At 71.9% G+C, this 23,880-nt stretch carries 14 protein-coding genes; all 14 read right to left on the bottom strand.

Annotation, left to right across the window (positions count from 1 at the left end):
* Window positions 1-38: 38 nt before the first annotated feature.
* The 14 genes from BGP79_RS14135 to glmU all read right to left on the bottom strand — a co-directional run bounded on the left by BGP79_RS14135 (window position 39) and on the right by glmU (window position 23,876).
* The gene (locus BGP79_RS14135; protein WP_076696556.1) at window positions 39-1,115 is read right to left on the bottom strand and encodes a glycosyltransferase family 4 protein; all 1,077 of its coding nucleotides are present in this window, start codon (window positions 1,113-1,115) and stop codon (window positions 39-41) included.
* A 100-nt stretch (window positions 1,116-1,215) separates the two neighbouring features.
* Window positions 1,216-1,734 carry a hypothetical protein gene (locus BGP79_RS14140; RefSeq protein WP_143588433.1) on the bottom strand — a complete coding sequence of 173 codons (519 nt, stop codon included), beginning with the start codon at window positions 1,732-1,734 and terminating at the stop codon, window positions 1,216-1,218.
* Window positions 1,731-4,859: a LamG domain-containing protein gene (locus BGP79_RS14145; protein WP_143588434.1), complete on the bottom strand. Its 3,129-nt coding sequence runs from the start codon at window positions 4,857-4,859 to the stop codon at window positions 1,731-1,733. The genes BGP79_RS14140 and BGP79_RS14145 overlap by 4 nt, the downstream gene beginning before the upstream one ends.
* A gap of 110 nt (window positions 4,860-4,969) precedes the next feature.
* On the bottom strand, window positions 4,970-9,172 hold the full coding sequence (locus BGP79_RS14150; RefSeq protein ID WP_076696561.1) for a LamG-like jellyroll fold domain-containing protein: 4,203 nt from the start codon (window positions 9,170-9,172) through the stop codon (window positions 4,970-4,972).
* A 23-nt stretch (window positions 9,173-9,195) separates the two neighbouring features.
* Window positions 9,196-10,014, bottom strand: a complete 819-nt coding sequence (locus BGP79_RS14155; protein WP_076696563.1) for a hypothetical protein — start codon at window positions 10,012-10,014, stop codon at window positions 9,196-9,198.
* Window positions 10,011-10,850, bottom strand: a complete 840-nt coding sequence (locus BGP79_RS14160) for a CDP-alcohol phosphatidyltransferase family protein (protein WP_076696565.1) — start codon at window positions 10,848-10,850, stop codon at window positions 10,011-10,013. Before BGP79_RS14160 ends, BGP79_RS14155 begins: the two co-directional genes overlap by 4 nt.
* Entirely contained in the window at window positions 10,843-12,075 is a 1,233-nt protein-coding gene (locus BGP79_RS14165) for a DUF1972 domain-containing protein (RefSeq protein ID WP_076696567.1), read from the bottom strand. Before BGP79_RS14165 ends, BGP79_RS14160 begins: the two co-directional genes overlap by 8 nt.
* Window positions 12,076-12,243: 168 nt before the next feature.
* Complete coding sequence (locus BGP79_RS14170; RefSeq protein WP_143588435.1) at window positions 12,244-13,779, bottom strand: sugar transferase; 1,536 nt, start codon at window positions 13,777-13,779, stop codon at window positions 12,244-12,246.
* 484 nt (window positions 13,780-14,263) lie between these two features.
* The gene (locus BGP79_RS14175) at window positions 14,264-16,939 is read right to left on the bottom strand and encodes a helix-turn-helix transcriptional regulator (RefSeq protein WP_076696571.1); all 2,676 of its coding nucleotides are present in this window, start codon (window positions 16,937-16,939) and stop codon (window positions 14,264-14,266) included.
* A complete protein-coding gene (locus BGP79_RS14180) occupies window positions 16,936-19,581 on the bottom strand; it encodes a LuxR family transcriptional regulator (protein WP_076696573.1) in 2,646 nt (881 codons plus the stop codon). The genes BGP79_RS14175 and BGP79_RS14180 overlap by 4 nt, the downstream gene beginning before the upstream one ends.
* A gap of 235 nt (window positions 19,582-19,816) precedes the next feature.
* Window positions 19,817-20,401 (bottom strand): aminoacyl-tRNA hydrolase, encoded by a 585-nt coding sequence (gene pth, locus BGP79_RS14185; protein ID WP_076696575.1) that lies wholly within the window; start codon window positions 20,399-20,401, stop codon window positions 19,817-19,819.
* A gap of 34 nt (window positions 20,402-20,435) precedes the next feature.
* Window positions 20,436-21,080 (bottom strand): 50S ribosomal protein L25/general stress protein Ctc, encoded by a 645-nt coding sequence (locus BGP79_RS14190; RefSeq protein WP_076696577.1) that lies wholly within the window; start codon window positions 21,078-21,080, stop codon window positions 20,436-20,438.
* A 325-nt stretch (window positions 21,081-21,405) separates the two neighbouring features.
* The gene (locus BGP79_RS14195) at window positions 21,406-22,389 is read right to left on the bottom strand and encodes a ribose-phosphate diphosphokinase (protein WP_076696579.1); all 984 of its coding nucleotides are present in this window, start codon (window positions 22,387-22,389) and stop codon (window positions 21,406-21,408) included.
* Window positions 22,386-23,876, bottom strand: coding sequence for a bifunctional UDP-N-acetylglucosamine diphosphorylase/glucosamine-1-phosphate N-acetyltransferase GlmU (gene glmU / locus BGP79_RS14200; RefSeq protein ID WP_076696581.1), 1,491 nt, complete (start codon window positions 23,874-23,876; stop codon window positions 22,386-22,388). Before glmU ends, BGP79_RS14195 begins: the two co-directional genes overlap by 4 nt.
* Between the last annotated feature and the right edge of the window lie 4 nt (window positions 23,877-23,880).

The following is a 23,880-nucleotide window of genomic DNA, read 5'->3' on the forward strand; positions in this document are numbered from 1 at the left end:
GGAGGGTCACGCCACCGCCCGTCCGAGCCGTCGGGCCGTCAGGCCGTCGACTCCTGCACGGGCGCGGCGACGGGCTCGAGACCGAGGACACCCGCGAGGCCCGCGACGAGGTGCCGCGTCGTCATCCCGGTGGTGACGGCGGTGCGAGCCGCCTCCCCCATCCGCCGGGCGCGGTCCGGCTCGGCCAGCAGCTCGACGACCGCGTCCGCCAGCGCCGCCGGATCGCCCTGACCGGTGAGCAGGCCGGTGACGCCGTCCTCGACGTAGTCCTCCAGACCCGGCGAGCCGGTGACGACGACGGGTCGGCCCGTCGCCATGGCCTCGAGGCTGACCGTCATCCCGGAGACGTGCAGGTTGGGCCGGGTGGCGATGGCGACGACGGAGGCACGGCGGTACAGGTCGCGCAACTGCCGGTGGGTCAGGTGATCGATCTTCTCGACGCCGGCCGGGGCGGGCCGCTCGGACCGGCTCTGGACGACGATCCGGGCCTCCGGGACCCGGAGCGCGACCTGTTCGAGGGCCGCGAACAGCGTGTCCGGGTCCCGGTCGCGGTCTCCGCCCACGCTGGCGACCAGGGGGCGCTGCGGGTACGGTGCCGCGGTGAAGAACCGGTCGTCCACGCCGAACCGGATGAAACTGACGGGCGGTCCGTCCGGACCGAGGAAATCGCGCAGCGGCTCGACCTGCGCGCGGCTGATCACCCACACCCCGGTCATGGCACGCAGCGTGGCCCGGTGCAGGTCCGCGTGCGGGTAACCGGCGCGGGTGAGCGAGTCCGTCACCCAGATGACGCCGCAGTACATCTCGGCACGCCGGTGCAGCCGTCGCATGGCCACGGCCGTGTTCTCCTCCCACGTCAGGGCGATGTCTCGGGCGGCGCCGGGGACGGGGGTCGCCCGGCCGAGTCGCGGCAGCAGGCGGGCCAGCCGGCTCCGGGTGCCGGAGGGGTCGGCCACGGAGGTGGCCGTGAGGGCCCCGGACCAGCGGTCCAGCTCGTCCAGGCCGTAGGGCCAGCGCCCGGGCACCTCACCCGCCGCATGCCGGGCCTGCCAGTCGGGGATGTCCCGGGTGGCCGGGAAGACCACGTCGACCGCGGTGACGGGCTGCTGTGTCATGGGTTCCTCTTCCTGGGGAGACGGTCAGCGTATCGGAGCCGGACAGACCGGTGGCCCCGGCCGCGGGACTGCCGCAGCCGGGGCCACCGGATCGTTCCTGTTACTGCGTCGGCGTGACCACGAGGTCGTCCAGGTGGAACACCACCGGCAGGGTGGTCGTCGAGCCCGACAGGTAGGTGTCGTACCCGATCTGGCCGGCGACCTGGAGGGCGGCCGTCGTGTCCGTGGCCGTCACCATCCAGGCGGTCGGCTCGGTCTGGCCCTGCTTCCACAGCTTGGCCTGCACGCTGGTCGTCCCCGTCCCGGTGACCTGCAGTCGGAGCCGCAGCGGCTCGCCCCCGGTCAGCGTGAGGTTGGGAACGATGATGTTCTGCAGGACCGTCTCGGTGCCTCCCGCGCTGCGGGTGATCTGCAGGCTGACCTGGCCGGTGTTGCGGTATTGGACCTTGGCCTTGTAATTCGAGCCGCTGACCCGGCGCCCGATCACGGAGGCGTACAGGCCACCGCCGTTGGGCACCGAGTCGACTGTCAGCGTCGCCGTCAGATCCACCGCGGTCGAGGAGACCGCGCTGAGGTAACCGGCGCTGCTCGACCCGGCGGTGGCGTGGTTGACCGTCATCCGGGTGCCGTCCACGGAGGTGGCGGCGGAGGACGCCGCGAGCGTCCACTTGCCTCCGACGTCCGCGACGCCGAGGCCCGAGGCGATCGTGCGCTGACCGAGGACGCCGGCAGGACCGCGGAGTACACCGCGACCTCGTCCAGCAGGCCGTTGAAGTGGGAGCTCGACGAGCCCCAGGTCGTGTCGTTGCCGACCCGCCAGTAGCCCGAGTACGGCTGCGCCTGCGTCTGCGGGTTGGTGTCGATCAGCTGTCCGTCGACGTACAGCTTCATTCCGTCGCTGCCCTGCGTGGCGACGACGTGGTGCCACCGACTGTCGTTGTACGCGGTGGGTGTGGTGATCGTGTTGGCCTGCCCGGTCCACACCCCGTACACGAGGCGCCCGTCGTCCTGCATGTAGACGTGCCGATCGTAGCTACCGGAGTTGCCGTTCGGGCTCGAGCCGAAGCCGATCAGCTTGCCGCCGACCGTCGTGCCGGTGTTGAACCAGGTCTCCAGCGAGTACGTGGAGGGGCTGTCCCAGGTGGCGTTGCTGCCGAGTTCGCCGGAGGAGCCGTCGAACGCGACCGCCGAGTTGGAGGTGCCCGCCACGGCGCCGGTCTGCCCGAAGGTCAGTCCGTTGCCGGAGTAAGTCCCCGGGCTGCCGGCCGGCCCGGAGTCGGCGGCGGTGGTGCCGCCGTTCTCGCCGAGCCGCCAGAACAGGTCCGGGCTGTCCTGGAACACGCGGGCGCCGTAGGCGTCCGCGGGGGCGACCACCGCGGTGGAGGTCCCGCCGGCCTTGACCCAGTGGTCGTTGGCCTGCGTCAGGCTCAGCGGCGCCGGGTAGATGGCCACGTCGTCGATGTCACCGGAGAAGTAGTTCGCCCCGGCCCACGTGCTGTCGCCGCCGACCCGCCAGTACCCGGCGAAGTTCTCACCGGCCGTGACGTCGCCGATCCGGCCGACGCGCCGGGCGTCGACGATGAACTCCATCCCGGCCGAGGACAGGTTGGCCACCACGTGGTGCCACTTGCCGTCGTTCAGGCCCGGTGCCGTGGAGATCACCCGGGTGCTGCCCGTGTAGACGCCGAAGTTCACGCGTCCCTGCTCGTCCATGTAGATGTGGCGGTCGTAGTGGTTGGAGTTGCCGGTGTTCGCGTTGCCGAAGCCGACGATCTTCCCACCCGAGGTGCTCGTGGTGCGGAACCACGCCTCGACCCCGAAGGTGTTCGGACCCTGCTGCTGGACGCTGGTGGCGCCGAGCCCGGAGTTCGCCCCGTTGAACGAGGTCGCGGTGTTGCTGTCCCCGGCGATCGCGCCACCGGCCCCGCGAGTGATCCCGCCGGACATGGCCAGGTCGGAGAAGCCGGCCCAGTCGGTGGAGGACGTGGTGCTCGTGTCGGAGAGCCGCCAGTAGTTGCTCGCCCCGTCGGAGATCACCGTCTTGGCGTAGGCGCTGGCGGCGGTGGAGCTGACCGTGACGTTGACGCCGTTGGAGCGGACCTCGTTGCCGTTCGGATCGGAGATGAACAGCCGGTAGCTGTGGGCCGAGCCGGGGGCCAGACCGCGGTCGACGAAGCCCATGCCCGGCAGCTGCCAGAAGTTGGAGTCCTTCTGCACGGTGTAGATCGGGGTCGTGGTGTTGCCGTCCCGGAACAGTCGGTAGGTGAGCGTCTTGTCGTCACGGTCCCAGTTGGCCGGCCAGGTGATCTTCACGGTGCCGGCGTCCAGCGACGTCACGGACGGGTTGGCGTTCGCGCCGGAGTTGACCGGGCCGGAGGTGCCGGCCGTGACGGCCTTCCTCTTGAACCGGACCAGGCCCTGCTGCGCGGTTCCGTTGACCTTCGGGAACTCGCCGCCGAGGACCACGTAGTCGTTGTTGCCGGTCACCGACCAGGCGGCCTGCGTCTGGCCGGTGTAGCTGCCCGGATCGAGGTAGGGGAACCACTGGACGATGCTCGGCGCCGGGTTGCCACCGAAGTTGTGGTAGCCCATGACGTCGTCCGTGATGGTGCGGGTGACGTCCTTGGTGAACGCGATCCCGCGCTGGAAGCTCCACGGGTTGGTCTGCGGGAAGCCGCCGATGTTGCCGCAGTAGTGGGCGTGGCCGACGGTGTACACCGCGTCGGGGCCGGGCCAGGCACTGTAGGTGTCGCCGTGGCAGTCCTCGATCCAGTGCACCGAACCGTCGTCCCAGGTGGCGGAGAACGTGCCCTCCAGGGTGCCCGGGCCGTAGGTGTAGGCCGACCCGTAGACGTAGGTGCCGTCCGTGCTCAGGCTGGTGATGCCCGCGCTCGAGGTGGCGTTGCGCACCTGGTTGTTCACCGTGAACGGCAGCAGGGTGCCCGCACCGTCGGTGCTGAACATGCCGAGACCGTAGCCGGGGTTGTCACTGCCGTTGAGGCTGGTGAAGTTGCCGCCGACGACGATGCGCGAGCCGTCCGGCTTGACCGTCAGCGCGGTGACGTCGCCCCCGTCGACCGTCGGGTTCCACGCCTGCACCGCGCCGTTGGACGCGTTGACCGCGGCGAGCTTCGTGCGGGTGGCGCTGCCCACGGAACCGAACCAGCCGCCCAGGTAGACGGTGGTGTTGGTCGCGACCACCGCGGTGACCCGCGAGTTCGGCACCGGGGCGAAGCTCGTGATGCGCGCGCCCGTGGAGGTGCTGAACGCGGCCACGCGGGACACGTTCTGCCCGTCGACCTGGGTGAAGGCACCGGCCACGTACACCCGGGACCCGTCCGGCGAGGCGGAGACCGAGAGGGCCTTGGCGTTCAGCTGGGGGGCGAAGGGCAGGATCTCCCCCGTCGAGAGCCGGTACGCCATCAGGTTCTTCCGGGCCACCGTCTGGGTGCCCGGGGCGGCGCCGGCGGGACGCGCGGTGGCGAAGTCACCACCGACGTACACGGTGTCCCCGACGATCGCCTGCGACCACACCACCCCGTCGATCTGGGCGGTCGGCAACGCCTGCGCGTTGACCTGGCCGGCGGTGGTCGCCGATCCCGGCGCGTCCTCCGCGGCGGAGGCGGCCGGGGCGCCGGCGACCGTGCCGATCAGCACGGACGCCGCCGTCATGGCGAAGACGGTCAGGGCGGCCAGGGCCCGGCGGGGCGAACGGCCACGACGGACGGGTGGGCGATCATGCATGACTACTCCCGGAGCTGTCGGGGATCCCTGGCGAGAATCCCCCGAGTGGGACCGGACGGTGCCGGCGGGGTGAGGGTGGAGATGCGGGGATTTCACGGCGGGCCTGCTCGTCACCGGGCTTCGGTGACGAGCAGGTCGTCGAGCCGGAGCGTGGCGGGCAGGGTGGTGGTGGAGCCGGACAGGTAGGTCGAGTAGCCGACCTGCCCGCTCGTCTGGAGTTCGGCGGTCGCATCGGTGGTGTCGACCAGCCAGGTATCGGGTTCGGGGGACGCCGCGTCCCAGACCTTCAGCTTCAGCGCGGTGGTTCCGGTGCCGGCGACGACGAGCCGGACCCGCAGGGTGGTGCCGGGACCGTAGGTCAGCCCGGTCACCGGGCCGCCGGCGACGGTCGTGTCGACCCCGCTGACGGACTTGACGATCGTCGCCGAGACGCCACCGGTGGATTTGAACAGCACGTTCGCGTAGTAGGAGTTCTTCAGCGCCTTGCGGCCGATCACGCTGAGGTACAGACCTCCACCGTCGATCACCCGGTCGGTGCCGACGCTCACCGTCGTGTCCGTGGCGGAGCTGGACACCCCCGTCAGGGTCGCGGCGCTGGAGGTGCGGACGGCGGAGAACACGGCCTGGGCCGCGCTGCCGTCGACACTCGTGGCCGCCGTGGTCGACGTCATCGTCCACTTCCCGCCGACGTCCGCCGTGCCGAGCCCGGAGGCCACCGTGCGGGTGAAGGCGTCCTTCGCCACGACGACGGGGGCCGACGGGTCGATCACGGTGACCGCGCGGGTGGTGGTGGCGGTGGCTCCCCGGCTGTCGGTGACGGTCAGCGTCACCGTCCAGGTGCCGGCCGTCGCGTACGTGTGTCCGGCGGTCGCCCCGGTACCGGTGCTCCCGTCACCGAAGTCCCACGACCAGGCGGTCACCGTGCCGTCCGGATCGCTCGAGCCGGTGCCGTCCACCGCGACGGTCAGCCCGGTCGGGGCTGCCGTGAACGCGGCGGTGGGCGGCTGGTTGGCCGGCTCGGTGGTCTGGACGTCGTGGCTCACGCGGGCGGTCGCCCCCCGGTCGTCGGTGACGGTCAGGGTCACCGTCCAGGTGCCGGCCGTCGCCCAGGTGTGGTTGACGGTGGCGCCGGTTCCGGTGCTGCCGTCACCGAAGTCCCACGACCAGGCGGTCACCGTGCCGTCGGGATCCGTGGACCCGGTGCCGTCCAGGCCGACGGTCAGGTCGCGAGCGGTGCTGGTGAAGGCGGCCGTGGGCGGGTCGTTGACCCCGCGCCCGAGCTTCCAGTGGGAGGCCACGGTGTCCGGGGTCAGCACCGCGCCGTAGACGGCGACCTCGTCGACGGTGCCGGCGAGGAACGGGTTGATGGTGGACCAGCCTGCCCCGCTGCCGACCCGCCAGTACCCGTCGTACACCCCGGCGGTGGTGGCCGCGTTCGTGCCGGCGAGCGCGCCGTCGACGTAGAGCTTCATCCCGTCACCGCCCTGGGTGGCGGCGACGTGGTGCCACTGCCCGTCGTTGTAGACGCCCGTCGTGGTGATGGTGCGCTGGCTCCCGGAGGTGGCCCCGAACACCAGCGTGCCGTTGCGCTGCAGGTAGACGTGCCGGTCGTAGCTGCCGGTGGTGCCGGTCTGGGCGGACGCGAAGCCGATGATCTTGCCGCCGGCCGTGCTCGTCGTCCGGAACCAGGCCTCGGTGCTGTAGACCTGCGGGTTGACGAACTTTTGGCTGGACGCCACCGCGCCGCTGGTCCCGTCGAGGGCGACCGCGGTGTTGGCGACCCCGTCGAGGGCGCCGGTGCGTCCGCGGGTGACACCGGTGGCCGTGTAGACGCCGTCGTTGTTGCCGGTGGAGGAGTCCGCCGCGGTGGTACCCGTGGTGTCCGCCAGACGCCAGTACAGCTGCGGGTTCTCGCGGAACACCGCCGCCCCGTACTCGTCCGCCGGGGCGGTGGCCAGCACGGAGGTGCGGCCCGCGGCGCGCAGGTGCCGGTCGACCGCGTTCAGGCTGAGCGGACCGGCGTAGACGGCGGTGTCGTCGATGGTGCCGTTGAGGTAGCCGCTGCCGGCCCACGACGCGTCCCCGCCGACCTTCCAGTACCCGAGGTACGGGTTGGCGACGGTGACGTCCGCCCGGGTGCCCTGCCGGGCGCCGTCGACGATCAGTTCCATCCCGGCCGGCGAGAAGTTCCCGACGACGTGGTGCCACTGTCCGTTGTTGATCGCCGCCCGCGAGGAGAGCACATAGCGGCTCGTCCCGGCGTAGACGCCGAAGTTCACCCGGCCGGCGGTGTCCACGTACAGGTGCCGGTCGTAGGTTCCGGAGGCGGCGGCGTCCCGGTTGCCGAAGCCGACGATCTTCCCGCCCGCCGTGCTGGTGGTGCGCACCCAGGTCTCGACCGCGAAGGAGATCGGGGACGGGATCTGGAACCGCGAGTAGGCGTTGCCGGAGGAGGTGCCGTTGAAGGTGGTGGCGGGGTCGCCGTCGGGCAGGGCCCCGGCCGCGGACCGGGTGGCGCCGGACCGCATGGTCAGGTCGTTGAAGCCCGCGACGTCGGCTCCCGTGGTGCCGGTCTCCCCCAGGCGCCAGAAGTTGGTGGGCGCGTCGCGCAGCACCGCGGCCGCGTAGCCGGGGTCGGCCGCCGTGGCGACCGTGACACCGACGTTGTCCGACTTGACCACGTTGCCGCTGCTGTCGGAGGCGATCAGCCGGTAGGTGTGCACCGACCCCGGGTCCAGCCCGGTGTCCTGGAAGGTCATCGCCGGACGACGCCAGAAGCTGGAGTCGCCGGTGACCGTCTGGATCGGGCTGCTCTCGCGGCCGTCGCGCACGAGACGGTAGGTCAGGGTGGCGTCGTCCCGGTCCCAGTTGCTGATCCAGCTCACCCGCACCGTGCCCGGATCGATCGATCGCAGAGTCGGCGTGCTCAGCGCGCCCCCGTTGATGGGCGCGGCCGACGCCGTGGCGACCGAGCGCTTGGCGAAGCGGACGAGGCCCTGCTGCGGCTGGCCGTTGACGGTGGGGAACTCGCCGCCGAGCACGACCCAGTCGGCGTTGCCGGTCACGCTCCACGCCGCCTGGGTCTGCCCGGTGAACGTGCCGGGCTCCAGTTCGGGGTACCAGCTGAGCAGGCTCGGGGCGGGCTTGCCCTCGTAGTTCGTGTACCCCAGGTACTCCCTGCTCAGGGTGCCGGTGGTCTCCTTGGAGAACGCGAGCGCCCGGTGGAAGGCCCACGGCTCGGTCTGCGGGAACCCGCCGACGTTGCCGCAGTAGTGAGCGTGCCCGACGACGTAGACGGCGTCGGTGGACGGGTAGGCGCTGTAGGTGTCGCCGTGGCAGTCCTCGAGCCAGGTCAGGCTGCCGTCGTCCCACCGCGCGCGGAAGGTGCCCTCGAAGTTCCCGCCCTTGGAGTAGGAGTACCCGGTGCCGTAGACGTCCGTACCGTCCGTCGACAGCGACGTGACACCGGAGTTGGTACCGGCGTCCCGCAGCAGCGCGTTCACGGCCCACGGGAGGTTCGCGCCCGTGGCGGTGTCGACGGCGCCCATGCCGTACCCGGGGTTCGCGGAGCCGTTGAGGGTGGTGAAGTTGCCGCCGAGCACGGCGCGGTTCCCGTCGGGCGAGACCACCAGCGCGGAGACGTCACCGTTCTCGACCGACGGCACCCACGGCAGGAGGGCACCGGTCGTCGCGTCCACGGCGGCGGCTTTGTTCCGTACGGTGGAACCCACCTGGCCGAACCAGCCACCGAAGTAGACGGTGTTCCCGGTGGCGACGATGACGTTGACCCGGGAGTTGGGCACGGGGGCGAAACCGGGCAGCGCAGCGCCGGTGACGGGGTCGAGCGCGGCGATCCGGTACGCCGGCCGCCCGTTGACGGTCGTGAACGCGCCGCCGACGTAGATCCGGGAGCCGTCCGGGGAGGCGGTGATGGCCCGTGCCTGGGCGTTGAGCACCGGGGCGAAGCCGGGCAGCAGCTCACCCGTGCTCAGCCGGTAGGCGAGCACGTAGCTGCGGGGCACCTCGTTGGTGCCCGCCGGGGAGCCCGCGGGCCTGGCCGACGTGAAGTCCCCGGCGACGTAGACGGTGTCCCCGACGATCGCCTGGGACCACACGACGCCGTTCACCTGGGCGGTGGGCAGCGGGGCCGCCGTCGCCTGGGCGGCGGGGGGCGTGGCGGCGCTCGCGGGGGCCGCGCTGCCCGCCGCACCGGCCAGTCCGCCGCCGAGGACGGCGATGAGGGTGAGAACGGCGATCAGGCTCCGGCGACGCTGCCGGGTGCGGCCGTCGGGGCCGCTGCGGGTCGTGCTCATGATCGTGCCTTCGGCTCAGGTGATCAGGTGGCGCTGCCGGTGAACTGCGCCGCCGGCTTCGTCGGGTCGAAGAAGAAGGTGATCCGCAGATCACCGCGCTGGTCGGTGGGGACCAGGTACGTGAAGGACGCCGTGGCCGTGCCGCCGGGAGCGATCGACGCCGCGAAGCTGGTCGGCCGCTTGCCGCGCAGCTCGTCGGCGGGCGTTCGATCGGACCCGTACTCGACGTTGGCCACCGCCGACGCGGTGGAGACCGCGCGCCCGGTGTTGTTCTTCAGCTCGAAGGTGATGCGTACCGCCGGCCCCGAGCGCTCCCCCACAGCCGAGGCGACGCCCTGCGTGGCCGTGATGCCGGTGACCCGGACGCTGACGTCCTGGCCGACCGGCGCGGTCTGACCGATCTTCGCCGCCGCGGCGAAGCTCGGCTGTTCGGTGCCCTTGCCGGACCCCGAAGGCAGGACCGGAGCCGCCTGGGCGGCGGACGCGGCGGCCGCGGACGGCGCCGTCGCCGTGGCCGAGCTCGGAGCCGAGGATCCCGCTGCCGAGGAATCCGTGGCCGCTGCCGCGGTCCCCGTCGAGCGTCCCGACGCGGTCGGTGCGGCGGTCGACGACGCCGTGGCGCGTGCGGTCCCGGAGGCCGTACCGCTCTTCGTCGCCGACGCCGTCGTGGACGGTACGGCGCTCGACGTCGTCGAGCCGGCGACCGGGGAGCCACCGCCCGCGGCGAGCGTGGTCCCGGCGACGATGCCGACGACGAGGAGGACGGCGACGACGATGCCCAGGCCGATCCAGAGGCCGCGGCGGGAACCGGACGCCCCGTTGCGATGCGTGCCGGTACTCATGGCTGCACCGTCCGCTCCTGGGGCGCGACGGGAGCGTCGAGAATCCGTCCGTCATCGGGCGCAGGGTCTGCCTCGCCCCGCTGCCGCGCGTCGTGACGGCGCATGGCGCGCAGCCACTTCGGCAGGGCCAGCACGGCGAACCCGGCACTGGCGGCGAAGGCCAGCGTGTACACCGGGACGAAGAGCGCCGGGAAACCGAGCAGGACGAACATGAGGCACTGGATGCCGTAGTCGGTGGGCAGCAGCAGCAGCGACCGCAGCGCCGAACCCTCCATCGGGGTCCCGGCCGCGACGGCGGCGCTCGCGTCGTGGCGGCGGAGCTGGTCGTTGAGGATCATCGCGAAGAACGTGACGGAACCGACGGCGCCGAACGCCATTGGTACGAGCAGCCACCCGTCGGACACCGCGAAGTGCCGGAACGCGGTGATCAGCACCGCCAGGTGCAGGGTCGCGAGCTTGACGCAGTCGACCACGTGATCCAGCCACTCCCCGGCGAGCGATCCGCCGCCGCGCAGACGCGCGACCTGGCCGTCGGCGGAGTCGAAGGCGTAGCCGACCGCCAGCAGCAGCCAGACCACCGGCCCGAGCCACCACTGCGGGGGAACGAGCGCGATCATGCCGATGCCGACGAACGTCAGGGCGGCGCTGATGCCGGTGACGGCGTCGGGGGTCAGACCCGCCCGGTAGGCCGCCGCCGCGATGTAGCGGCCGACGCGACGGTTGACGAACACGGAGTAGGCAGGCGCGCCGGGAGCGGCACGCTTCTGGCGCGAGGCCAGCCGAGCGACCGTCTCGCGGTAGCTCTCGCGGGCGACGCCGTCCGATCGCTCAGACATGGTCCACCTCCCGCTGCCGGCTCGCTCCGCCGGTCCGTTCCCATTCCCCCGTGCGCCGGCCGGTCGCGGTGCCGCGGGTGCTCTCCCCCGCCGCGAGCCGGTGGGCCAGGTCCTCGTACGCATCGGCGACGTCGTCCCAGGTGTAGCGCTGGGCGGCCATGGCCTGCAGCCGGTCCCCGCGCACGGCGAGCGCCGCCCGGTCCGCCTCGGCCTCGGCCAGTGCGGCGGGCAGGGCCGCGGCGTCCGCCACGTACCGGCCGTCGACGCCGAGCACCTCACGGTTGAACACCACGTCCCACGCGATCACCGGGGTGCCGGCACCGACGGCGCGCAGCAGCGACGGGTTGGTCCCGCCCACCGAGTGCCCGTGCAGATAGGACGTGGCGTGCGCGTACAGGGCGTCCAGCAGGCCCTGGTCCCACACGCCGCCCAGGAGGCGGATGCGGGGGTCGCCGGCCGCGGCGCGCTCGATCCGCTCGGTGTACTCGGCCGCGTAGGGCGCGGTGCCGACGACGACGAGGGGTTCCCTCGCGGCGGACGCCCGGTAGCCCTCGACCAGTTCCGCGACGTGGTTCTCCGGCTCGAACCGGGCGACGACGAGGTGGTAGTGACCCGCCACCACGCCGACCTGCGCCAGCGGAGCCGTCGGCACGTCGCTTAGCAGCGGGGCGCCGTAGGCGATCAGTTCGGTGGCCGCACCGAAATCGAGCCGGTAGTAGTCGGCGATGCCGGCCGCGTCCGCGATCAGCGCATCCGCCGTGCGCACCGCGAGAGCCTCCGCCGTGCGGTAGAACCGGCGTCCCGCGCCACCCCACTTGCCGCGCTGCCACTCCAGGCCGTCCACGTGCACGGCCACGGGGACACCGCGGGACTGGATCACGGGGACGAACGGAGCGTTCGCGGCGTTGAACACGAACGCCACGTCCTGGTCGTTGCGCCACCACAGGTGCGCGGCCGAGGCCGCCGTGTGGCTGAGCGTCTCGAGCGTCTTGCGCCGCAGGGCGGGCAGGTGGACGAGGTCCATGCCCAGGTGTGCGGCCGGCCCGCCGGCGGCGGTGCCGCGGCAGTACACCGTGACGGCGTGCCCGCGCGCGGCGAGCCGGGCGCCGATCTGCTCGACGGCGGTCTCGAAACCGCCGTACGCGGCCGGCACCCCGCGGGTGCCGACCATCGCGATCCGCAGCGGACGAGCCGCGCGGGCCGCCCTCTCGGATGTGTGACCCATGACTGATTCCTTCCCCCAGGGGCCGGCCGAGTTAACTCGTGCCGTCCCCCTGCTCCCCGATGATGCTGATTCCTCGAGACCCGGTCCGGAAGACCGTCCGGACCGCTGTCCTGCTCGTGCGGTGATGACCTGTGTCGTTCCTCCCCCCGGAGGCCCCTGCGGGCGTGATCAGTAGGCGCCCTTGCGGTCGACCATGACCTTCAGCGTCTGCCACATGATCATCAGGTCCCCGAGGATCGACCAGTTCTCCACGTAGTAGAGGTCCAGCCGGACGCTCTCCTCCCAGTCCAGGTCGGAGCGGCCGTTGACCTGCCAGAGCCCGGTGATGCCCGGTTTGATGAAGAGGCGACGGTGGGTGTGGCCGTGGTACGCCGCGACCTCGGACGGCAGCGGCGGTCGCGGTCCGACCAGCGACATGTCGCCGCGCAGCACGTTGATGATCTGCGGCAGCTCGTCGAGGGACGTCTTGCGCAGCAGCCGGCCGATCCGGGTGACCCGGGGATCGTTCTTCAGCTTGAACAGGACGCCGGCGCCCTCGTTCTGCTCCCGCAGCGCGGCCAGGTCCTGTTCGGCGGTCTGCACCATCGACCGGAACTTCAGCATGGTGAACGAGGTACCGTTCCGCCCTACCCTGACCTGCCGGAAGAGGGCCGGCCCCGAGCTGTCCCGCCGGATGAGCAGCGCGATCAGCCCCATCGGCACCATGAGTACGAGCAGCGCGAGCGCGGCGAGCACCAGGTCCATGGACCGTTTGACGACGTGCCGGCTGCCGGAGAAGTTCGGCAGATCGACGTGCATGAGCGGCAGTCCCTCGACCGGACGGAACCGGATCCGCGGGCCCGCCACGTTGGTCAGCGACGAGGCGACCACGAGCTGGGTGCTGGTCTTCTCCAGCTCCCAGCCGAGTTCCCGCACGAAGCTCGAACCGGCCGCGAGCTGACCGCCGACGATGACGGCGTCGGCGCCGTACCGCTGGACGACCGCGGGCACGTTCCGCACCTGGGTGAAGACCGGGATGGTGTCGCCGCCGGTGCGCAGTCCCCGGCCGGTGACGTCGTCCTCGATGACGGCGGCCACCACCTTGAAGACGGCACCGGACTTGGCCGCGATCCGGGCGATGACGTATTCGACGTCCTCGCGGGAACCCAGCACCACCACGCGAGACAGGAAGTAGCCGTCCTTGCGGTGCCAGGTGAGCCATCGACGGGCGAGCCAGCGCTCCATCAGCAGCGCGCCCGTCGCCACCGGGATGCCGGCGAAGACGTAGCCGCGGCTGGAGTCGGCCTGGAAGGCCAGGAACAGGACGGCGGTGGCACCGATCGCGGCCGCGCCGGCGTTGACGACGGCCTTGTACTCGTCGGACCCCATGCCGAGGATCTGGCGATCCCGGCTGCGGAACATGGCGAGCAGGGCCATCCAGACGATGAACACGACGACGGCCTGCGCCATCTGCTCGGGCCGCAGCATGCGACCGGTGAACACCTCCGGGTGGAGGAGGAGCTGGGTGCCGAGGATCCCCGCGAAGACGAGCATGGTGTCCATGACGAGCAGACCGGCGCGGTAGCGGCGTACCCAGCGCGCGGTGGTCATGGTGGTGGTGGAGGCGAAGCGGTGCGGGCTGCGTGCCGTGGCGAGCCCCGCCAGATCCATCGCGTCCAGAGATGTGTTGCCGACGCCGATGGCGTCCTGCCCGAGCTGAGTCACGTTCCCCCCCTTCACCGGTCCTCCGGGACGCGATGACGCGCCCGGCGAGCCTGTTGACCGAAGGAGTCGGCGGCGGCTGGGGGGGGCCTTGGTCTCAGAAGGCCATCCGCCGCCGACTCCGTCTCAGGTCCTCCGTCCCGGTGAACCGGCCGGCGTCGATGACGCTCGGCGAGGAACGCCGGTCCGGGAGGATGGCGGGTGGTCGTGACGCGAACGGTCGCTTCTGACCCCCACCCGAGCAGCCTCGCAGAGTCCCCCCAGGGCTGCTCTCGGTGAAGCGGAACGCTGTGGAAACCATGCTGTTGTCCCCCAGCAGTTCATTCCCCCGCTGTTTCCGCTTCTCCCTCAGTCTAGGTGTGTTCACTGGCGCGAACAGCCGTCTGACTACCGGTCTTGCCGGGGTGACTACTCTAATTCGAGGGGTGAAATGAGTGACCGGCCGGTAACCGGCTTCTCACCACGGGGAACCTCGCGGACGACCACTCTAGGAGCCGTCGGCCGACCCCGCATCCGGCAGGAGATCCTCCCGCCGGCTCACTCCCAGCTTCGGGTAGATCCGGTAGAGATGGTTCTCGACCGTGCGCACGGAGACGCCCATCGCCGCCGCGATCTGCCGGTTCGACCGGCCCGCGAGCAGGTGCTCGACGATCTCGTGCTCCCGTCGGGTCAGCACGCTCAGGTCGGGTCCGCCGTCGGTCTCCGCACCGTCGACGCCCAGGGCGCGGGCGCCGTCGGCGGTCAGCCGCTGCAGCGCACGAGCGCGGGCGTGCCCGCCGTCGGTCTCCAGCAGCGGCACCGCCGCCCGCCGGGCGTGCAGGGCGATGAGCGGGTAGCCCATCGCGGCCGCCTGGTCCGCGGCGTCCGCGACAGCCTCCCCGTTCTCGCCGATCAGGCCACGGGCGTACGCCCGGAGCATTCCCGCCGACTCGCTCTCGTGCCCTTCCGTCAGGGCGAGCACCCGCGCCGGGTCCCGCAGCGGCGCGAGGAACGCGCCGAAGAGGCGCAGGTCGATCTCCAGGGTGACGGCGTGCGGATCGGCACTGGACCGGGCGACGGCCTCGTGCGCGTCGAGGGCGGCGTCGACACCGACGATCGGTGCCGAGGCGAGCGCCATGAACGCCTCGGCCATCTGGTACTTCGGGTCGTCCTCCCGCGTGGGCAGCCACTCGAAGTCCTCGCGCGACCGCCGGACCAGCGCCTCGTCGCCCCGCAGGGACGCGGCGAACGCGGTCACCCCGAGCGCCAGCGGCAGACAGTTCTCGACGTCGGACTCCCGCAGCGCCTCCACCGCCGGCACGAGGTGGCCGAGGCCCTCGTCCACCTCGCCGGTGAGGACGCCGATCATGCCGCGCACGAAGCCCACCGCGCCGCCGAAGTACAGCAGGTTGGCCGGCCCGCGATCGCTGTAGGCCTTCATCATGGCGGCGACGTCCTGCCAGAGCGGGACGTGGATGCACGCGATCACGTGACGGGTCAGCACGTACTCGTGGAACCCGGCCAGCGCGGACGACTGCTGCATGAGGGCGAACGCCTCGCGCGTGCACGCGACACCGGACCGGGGCCGCCCCGTCCATGCGAGCACCTCGCCGAGCTGGGTGAGGGCGACCACACGGCAGGCCACGTTCTGGTCGGGGCTGGCCACGATCGCCCGCAGCCGCTCCTCCAGCCCGTCGTACCGGGCCTCGAGCAGGAGGGCGCCGGTCTCGATCAGCTCGATCCCGATCCGCGCATGCCCCATCACGGCCTGCTCGTACTCGCTGAGGGACCGGTCGGCCTCGATCCGCTCGAGCGCGGTGCTCCACAGCCGGGCGTCGGCACGCAGCGGGGTGGGCAGTCCGAGCGTCTGGAGATGGATCTGGGCCATCTGGATGACGGCCGCCGCCACCACGAGCGGTTCCGTCGACGTCCTCGCCAGCGAATCCGCGATCTCGACCGCGCGCGCCGTGTTGCCCCGCAGGAAATTGGCGCGGGCGATCTCCGCCTGGGCCTGCCCCACCAGTTCCGGGGCGGTCACCACGCTGGCGGCACGCAGCGCGAAGTCAGGGTTGTAGACCTGGTTGGCCAGCCGGGCCGCCTTGATCAGGTGCTGGTCCGGGACCCGGATACCGCAGTCGAGCGACCAGGCGACATGGTGCAGCAGCCCGTCGAAGGAGTAGGGATCGAAGTCCATCTGCTCCACCAGCTGCTGACGGATCAGCAGGGACCGGCCGCGCGGCACGAGAGCCCGCACGAGGTCGCCGTAGAGCGGGTGGTTCGGCCGCACGACGGGCTGCTCGTCCTGGCTGACCGTGAGGATGCCGGCCGCCTCCAGCTGGGCGATCGCCTCCCGGTGGCCCAGCCGCTCGGCCACGTGCAGGGGCAGCGGATCGGCCAGGGCCACCAGCTCGAGCGCCCGCCGCTCGGCCGGGGGCCGGCCGACCAGTTCCCGTTTGATCACCTCGGTCAGGGGCAGTTCGGCGCTGGGGAACTCCCCGACCAGGATCCACACACCGCGCCGTCGGACGAGGCTGTGGGTGCGCACGGCCCCCTCGATCAGGGCCTGGGCCATCATCGGGTTGCCCTCCGAGGCCCGCGCCAGGTAGCCGCCGACGCTGTGCAGCACGGGGCCGGCCAGGACGGTCTCGCACAGGTGCTGGATCTCCCCCTCGTCCATCGGCCGGAGGTCGATCTCGTCGAGCAGCCCGTCGATGGTCAGCTGGAGGAGGTCCGTGGGCAGGTCGGCCGACGCCCGGGCGAGCGCGACCAGCCGCAGCTGCCCACCGGCGACGAGCTGGGCGATCAGAGCGGCGCTGCTCTCGTCGACGAACTGCGCGTCGTCGAGGACGAGGACCGGCACGTGGCCGGCGGCGTCCGGGTGGAACCGCGCGTTCAGCTGCCGCATCACCGCCACCGGCGAGTCGACGTCGCGCGCACTCAGCCCGCTCAGGTACGGCCCGAGCGCGCCGAACGGCACACTGGCCAGGCTGCTCGTGGCCAGGACGGCCGAGATCGGCAGCGCTCCGTCCAGCAGGTCCTGCACGCCCTGCCCGATCATGGTCTTGCCCATCCCGATGTCCCCGCGGACGAGGCTGCCGCCGCCCACGCCCGCACGCAGCTGGGTGGCGACGTGTTCGGCCACGTCCCTGCGACTGCCCTGCAGCAGGGGCGAGAGGACGCTCATGACGCCGACCGGGCGCGGTCGACCAGCGCGGCGAGCTCACCGCGGCCGGTGACGGGCAGCTTCTCGTAGATGTTGGTCAGGTGCCACTCGACCGTGCGGCGGGACAGGTGGAGGCGACGGCCGAGCTCCTCGTTGGACGCGCCGTCCGCGACGGCGACCGCGAGTTCCTGCTCCATCACGGTCAGCGCCTCGAGCCGCCGGGAGGCCGACGCCGGCGTCGCGGTCCGCTGCTGTGCCCGCTGCAGCAACCCGCGGGCGGCACGCCGATGTGCCGCCCCGAGCGGTTCGATCTGAAGCACCCGCTCCGCGACCGCGACCACGACAGCGTCCAGCTCGAGACCCTCGGCGGTCTCACCGACGGCGATCAGGCCCACGGGATCACCGCTCTCCATGCTCGCCGCGAGGTCCCTCGCCATCGCCGCGGCCGGACCCTGCACCCGCTCCGCGAGTCGACGGGTCGTCTGCACCGCCATCCCGTCACCGGTCACGATCGCGGTCAGGGCGAGATCGAAGGCCAGCTGCAACAGTCCCCGCTCCTCCTCGAGGTGCGACTGCTCGAGCAGTGCCGCGGTCGCCGCGGCGCGGTCCTCCTCCAGCACCAGGCGGGACGCGGCCCGGAAGTACTCGGCGTAACGACGCACCAGCCACTCGGGGTTGCCCCGGTACGCGTCGAGGCGGGCGAGGAACGCGGCCGCCTCCTCCGCCTGCCCGACCTGGGCGCTGTTGTAGGCGGCTGCGCCGAGCGCGACGGGCAACACGGAGGCCCGACCGTCGACGGCGAGCTGGGCGATGACCGGCCGCAAGGACTCGAGCGCCTGCTCGTGGCGACCGGTGAAACTGTCGATCAGCCCTTCCCACAGACCGACGAGCAGGACGATGGGACCCGGGGGACGGTCCGTCTCCTCCATCCCCTGCGCGACCAGCTGGCGCGAGTGGAGGAAGTCGACGGCAACCATCCGGATGAAGAACTCGTGCTCGGTGAAGGCGAACCGCGCCATCGGCGAGACCCCGTCGAGCGGGAAGGCGGCGCCCGTGGCGGCGATCAGCCGGAGCGCGTCCGTGGTGCGCCCGACGTGTGCCAGGGCCTCGGCCATCCACCCGAGCCGGGTGATGCAGTCGGCGGAGAGCACGGTGCCGGCCGTGGGCAGGGATGCCTCGACTCCGTCGGGCAGGTGCGTGCCGACGATGTCCGCGTAGTGCCCCTGGTGGGCGGCGAGCTCCACCTCGGCGGTGACGATGCGAGAGAGCAGTCCCTCGTCGCCGTCGGCGCGGACGCGGGCGGCGATCAGCGCGGCACCGGCTCGCTCGTACCCGTCCGGCAGGTTGCGATACACCGCCTGCTCGGCGATGGCCAGGGCTACGAACTCGGCGTCGGTGACGGGAAGGCCGAGTTGCTCCCACCGCGCCAGCTCCCGCTCGGCACGCCGGAACTCGCCCGACGCGCAGAACACGTCGATCGTGATCACCACGGCGTGCACGTCGTCCGGCGCGCGGGGGAAGCTCTCCACCAGGTGGGCCGCCCGGGCCGGGTCCAGCGCCTGGAGCGCGTACTCGGCCGCCGCGAGCACGTCCTCGGGGGCCACTGGCTCACGAGCGTCGACCGCCCACTCGATCAGTCCTGCGCGCGTGGCGACCGGCAGTGGCCGGGTACCGACGACGGCGAGCACCTCGGCGTGCAGGGCGCGACGCCTCAGCAGCGGCATCTCCGCGCGCACGAGGTCGCCGAGACCGGGGTGCCGCAGGCGGACCGCAGGGGCCCGCCGCTGGTCGACGAGCAGCAGGCGCAGGGTGAGCAGTTCGTCCAGGACCTCGTGACCGGCGAGGTCGAGCAGGAGGGGCAACGGCAGTTCCCGGACGCACGCGAGGATGTCGACCACCCGGCGGTGCTCCTCGCGCATGCCGTGGAGCCGCTCGAGGGTGCGCCGGCGGCTGCGCTCGCCCTTGCCCGTGAGATCCCGCAGCACCCAGATGCCGTCGCGCAGCACCAGCCGGTCCTCGGCGAGCAGGCTCATCCGCATCATCTGGAGGTACCGGGGATTGCCCGCCGCCGCCTCCCAGATCGTGAAGGACGCCATCCGGGAGAGCGCGCTCCCGAGTTCGTCGGCGAGCAGGAGGGAGGCGTCCGCCAGGCTCAGGGGCGGCAGGTCGATCTGTTGCAGGCCGCCGGAGTACACCAGCTGCTGCAGCACCGGGTCCAGGAGCTCCGCCTCGGCGGTGCACAGGATCAGCCGCACCACACCCCGGGCGCAGAGCTCGTTGAGCACGACGACGCTACGGGCGTCGATGGAGTCGGCGTTGTCGACGCCGATGACGACCGGCCGGCCGTTCGCCCGGTCGCGCAGCAGCCGGGTGAGGCCGTCGACGACGAGGAACGGGTGGGTCAGGTCGGCCTCGCTCAGCTCGCTGACCAGCAGCCCGAGGCTCGCGTAGTCGGATCCGGCGATCGCCACGCTGCCGCGGACGGTGAGCACTTCCGTGTCGACGGCCAGGTCGTGCACGAGCTGGCCGAGCAGGGCGGTCTTGCCGCTTCCGGCCTCACCCACGACCAGGACCGACCGACCGTGGGCGCCGCGCAGTTCGGCCATGGCCCGGGCGATCTCGTCGTCCCGGCCCCGCAGGCGGGCCCGGTGATGGGGCACCACGAGATCGAGCGGACGATGACCCCCATCATCGCCGGCTCCCCCGGACCCCTGTCGACCCGTCGCCATCTACACTGCCCCCATTCGGCCACGAGATCCCCCCGATCTCGAGTCACTATGTCCCCAAAAACCCCACGTCATCGGAGGGTTGCGGGGACCGCGTTCGCGACTGGACGTGATCATACACGGCAGTGCCCTCCGTTCCTCCCAGCTTCCACGACGATGACGGGCGCCGGGATCACCGGGCGTGGAATCGCTGCTGCGCGGCCAGCAGACCGTCCTCGATCACGGCCTCCACGGCGTCGGCGGCGGTGTCGAGCATCAGCGGCAGGGTGGACTGTTCGGCCTTCGCGAAATCGCTGAGCACATGGTCCGCCGGGTCCTTCCGACCGGGCGGACGGCCGATGCCCACGCGGACGCGCACGTAGTCCCGGGTGCCGGTCGCCCGGGAGATGTCCTTGAGCCCGTTGTGACCGCCCTCGGAGCCGCCACACTTGAGCCGGACGTCGTCGAACGGGATGTCCAGTTCGTCGTGCACGACGATCAGCTGGTCGGCGGACAGCGAGTAGTACTGCAGCAGCGCGGCGACGGGGCCGCCCGAGGTGTTCATGAACACGGCGGGCTTGGCGAGCACGACGCGGGGGCCGCCGGGACGGATCCGGCCCGTGGCGACGGCGGCGCGCGCCCGGTGGTCGGCACTGAAACCGGCGCCGATGCGGCCGGCCAGCTCGTCGAGCACCATGGCCCCCACGTTGTGGCGGTGACGCGCGTAGCCGGGCCCGGGATTCCCGAGCCCGGCCACGAGCCAGGTGTCCGCGCTCACCGCTGGTGGGCGCCGGACGAGGTGATGCGGGTCGTCACTCGGCGGACTCGTCCTCGGTGGACTCGCCCTCCGCGGCCTCACCCTCGGCGGTCTCGCCCTCGGCGGTCTCCTCGGTCTCGGGCTCCTCGCCCAGGTCCTGGACGGTCGGCTCGGAGATGTTGACGAGCAGGGTCTCCGCGTCGGTGACCAGGCTGACGCCGGCGGGCAGCGCCAGATCCGAGACGTAGAGGTGGTCACCGATCTCGCGGCCGGTGATGTCGGCCTCGAAGGACTCGGGGATGGCGGTGGCGTCGGCCTCGACGGAGATCGAGTTCTGGTCCAGGTTGACGTAGGCGTTCGGGTCGGCCTGCTCGCCGACCACGTGCACGAGGACGTCGACGGTGACCTTCTCGCCGCGACGGACGCCCTGCAGGTCGATGTGCTCGATCAGCTGGGTGACCGGGTTGCGCTGCACGTCCTTGACCAGGGTCAGGTGGTTCTCGCCCTGCACGTCGATCTCGAGCAGCGCGTTGACGGTGCGCACGACCAGCATGGTCTGGTGACCCGGCAGGGTCACGTGCAGCGGCTCGGCACCGTTGCTGTAGATGACGGCGGGGATCTGGTTGGTGGCGCGGATGCGGCGGGCGGCGCCCTTGCCGAACTCGGTGCGCGACGTGGCGGTCAGCGTCTTGGCTGCCATGGGGTTCCTCCTGGAGGCGGTGGTCGCCGCGGAGATTCCACGGCTCGGGCCTGCCAGACGGGGATCCCTGCTCTGCGGGTGATCGGCCTGCGCCGACCACCGGAGCCGCCGGCCGGAATCCGGCCGGGGAATGCCATGTCGTCGATCACGGAGCGGGTGCTCCCTCGCCTGGGCAACTGGTCCAGTCTAGCCGCTCGTGGTGCCCGCGGTGAAACGGCGCCGAGGGCACTGCCGAGGGCTTCCCCCGTGAGAGAGCAGGACGGGGGCGCCGGTCTCCCGGCGCTCCCGTCCTGTCGTGCGTTCTCAGCGCCTCCTCGGCGTGGCGTCAGTGCGCGACGCCGTCGAACAGGCTGGTCACCGACCCGTCGTCGAACACCTCGTGGATCGCCCGCGCCAGCAGCGGCGCGATGGAGAGCACGGTGAGGTTCGGGAAGCGCTTCTCCGGCGGGACGGGCAGCGAGTTGGTGACGATGACCTCGCGGGCCCCGCTCTCGGCCAGGCGGCGCGCGGCCGGGTCGGAGAACACCGCGTGGGTCGCGGCGATGATGACGTCACGCGCACCGGCCTGCTTGAGCACGTTGACGGCGCCGGCGATCGTGCCGCCGGTGTCGATCATGTCGTCGATCAGCACGCAGGTGCGGCCCTCGATCTGGCCGACGACCTGCTTGGAGACGGCCTGGTTGGGCACGGTGATGTCGCGGCTCTTGTGCACGAACGCCAGGGGCGCCCCGCCGAGCCGCTCGGCCCACTGCTCGGCCACACGCACGCGCCCCGTGTCCGGGGACACGACGGTGACCTCGTCGACGTCGACCCGGGTGCGGACGTAGTCGGCCAGCAGCGGGATGGCCATCAGGTGGTCGACCGGGCCGTCGAAGAAGCCCTGGATCTGCGCGGTGTGCAGGTCCACGCTCATCAGCCGGTCGGCGCCGGCCGTCTTGTACAGGTCCGAGACCAGGCGGGCGGAGATGGGCTCCCGGCCGCGGTGCTTCTTGTCCTGCCGGGCGTAGGGGTAGAACGGCGAGACGATCGTGATCCGCTTGGCGGAGGCCCGCTTGGCGGAGTCGATCATGATCAGCTGTTCCATCAGCCACTTGTTGATGGGGTACGGGTGCGCCTGCAGCACGAACACGTCGCACCCGCGGATACTCTCCTCGAACCGCACGTAGATCTCGCCGTTGGCGAAGTCGTACGCGGAGGTCGGCAGCAGCTCGATGCCGAGCTCCTCCGCCACCTGTTCCGCCAGCTCGTGGTGCGCGCGCCCGGCGATCAGCACCATCCGCTTCTCGCCCTGGACCTTGATGCCCGTCATGAAGGATCGCTTTCTGCCGTCGGTCGGTCGGTGGTGGAGTCGGTCGTCGCGCCCGCCCGCTCCGCGGCCTTCGCCGCGGCCGTGCCGGTCCGGTTCGTGGTCACCCAGCCGTCGAGGTTGCGCTGCGGGGCGACGTTGATGGCGAGCGCCCCGGCGGGGACGTCCTTGCGGATCACGGTACCGGCCCCGCTGTAGGCGCCGTCGCCGACCGTGACGGGGGCCACGTACATGTTGTCGCTGCCCATCCGCACGTCCGAGCCGATGGTGGTGTGGTGCTTGTTGACGCCGTCGTAGTTGACGAACACGCTCGCCGCGCCGATGTTCGAGTTGGTGCCGATCGTGGCGTCCCCGACGTAGCTCAGGTGCGGGACCTTCGAGCCGGCGCCGATGGTGGCGTTCTTCGTCTCGACGAAGGTGCCGATCTTGCCGTCCGCGCCCAGGTCCGTGCCGGGCCGCAGATAGGCGAAGGGGCCGACGGTGGCGCCGTCGCCGATCCGGGCACCGGAGCCGTGGGTGCGGACCACGGTGGCACCGGCCCCGATGACGACGTCGGTCAGCGTCGAGTCGGGGCCCACGGTGGCGCCGGTGGCCACGGTCGTCCGTCCGTGCAGCTGCGTGCCGGGCAACACGGTCACGTCCGGCTCGATGGTCACGTCCGCGCCGATCCACGTGGTCGCGGGATCGACGACGGTGACGCCGGCCCGCATCCAGCCCTCGACGGTGCGGCGGTTCAGTTCCGCGCCGACCGCGGCGAGCTGCACCCGGTCGTTGACCCCCTCGAGCTGCCACCGGTCGGGGCAGGTCAGGGCCGAGACCGGCACGCCCTCGGCGCGGGCCAACCCGATCACGTCGGTCAGGTACTTCTCGCGCTGGGCGTTCTCCGTGCTCAGCTGCGGCAGGACCCGGCGCAGCAGCGCGGCGTCGAACGCGTAGATGCCGGAGTTGACCTCGCGGATCGCGCGCTGCTCCTCCGTCGCGTCCTTGAACTCGACGATGCCGGCCACGGTGTCGTCCTGCGCGCGCAGCACGCGACCATAGGCGCCGGGCTCGTCCAGCTCGGTGGTCAGCAGGGTCACGCCGCCGGGGCGATGCGCCGCGACGAGTTCACCGAGCAGGTCGGTGGAGAGCAGGGGCACGTCGCCGTACGTGACCACGACGGTGCCGTCGAGCTCGCCGAGCGCCTCGACGGCCACCTCGACGGCACGGCCGGTGCCGGGGACCTCGTCCTGGTCGACGATCACGGCGTCCGGGGCGACGGTGCCCAGGTGCTCGACGACGACGTCGCGCTGGTGCCGGACGACGACGGCCAGGCGTTCGGGCTGCAGGCCGGCGACCGCGCGGACGGCGTGCTCGACGAGCGAGCGCCCGGCGATCTCGTGCAGGATCTTCGGTCGGGTCGACTTCATCCGGGTGCCGGCACCGGCGGCCAGGACGATCACGGCGGCGGGACGGGTTCGGCCGGTCTCGTGCTGCCGGTCGCTGCTCACGGGA

The organism is Tersicoccus sp. Bi-70 (assembly GCF_001968825.1).
Lineage (GTDB): Bacteria > Actinomycetota > Actinomycetes > Actinomycetales > Micrococcaceae > Tersicoccus.

Coding starts and splice junctions, on each gene's coding strand:
- BGP79_RS14165 (WP_076696567.1), bottom strand. CDS start 12,075: ATGGGTCACACATCCGAGAGGGCGGCCCGCGCGGCTCGTCCGCTGCGG.
- BGP79_RS14195 (WP_076696579.1), bottom strand. CDS start 22,389: ATGACGGGCATCAAGGTCCAGGGCGAGAAGCGGATGGTGCTGATCGCC.
- BGP79_RS14150 (WP_076696561.1), bottom strand. CDS start 9,172: ATGAGCACGACCCGCAGCGGCCCCGACGGCCGCACCCGGCAGCGTCGC.
- BGP79_RS14140 (WP_143588433.1), bottom strand. CDS start 1,734: ATGACGGTCAACCACGCCACCGCCGGGTCGAGCAGCGCCGGTTACCTC.
- BGP79_RS14135 (WP_076696556.1), bottom strand. CDS start 1,115: ATGACACAGCAGCCCGTCACCGCGGTCGACGTGGTCTTCCCGGCCACC.
- BGP79_RS14175 (WP_076696571.1), bottom strand. CDS start 16,939: ATGAGCGTCCTCTCGCCCCTGCTGCAGGGCAGTCGCAGGGACGTGGCC.
- BGP79_RS14190 (WP_076696577.1), bottom strand. CDS start 21,080: ATGGCAGCCAAGACGCTGACCGCCACGTCGCGCACCGAGTTCGGCAAG.
- BGP79_RS14145 (WP_143588434.1), bottom strand. CDS start 4,859: ATGCATGATCGCCCACCCGTCCGTCGTGGCCGTTCGCCCCGCCGGGCC.
- BGP79_RS14155 (WP_076696563.1), bottom strand. CDS start 10,014: ATGAGTACCGGCACGCATCGCAACGGGGCGTCCGGTTCCCGCCGCGGC.
- BGP79_RS14160 (WP_076696565.1), bottom strand. CDS start 10,850: ATGTCTGAGCGATCGGACGGCGTCGCCCGCGAGAGCTACCGCGAGACG.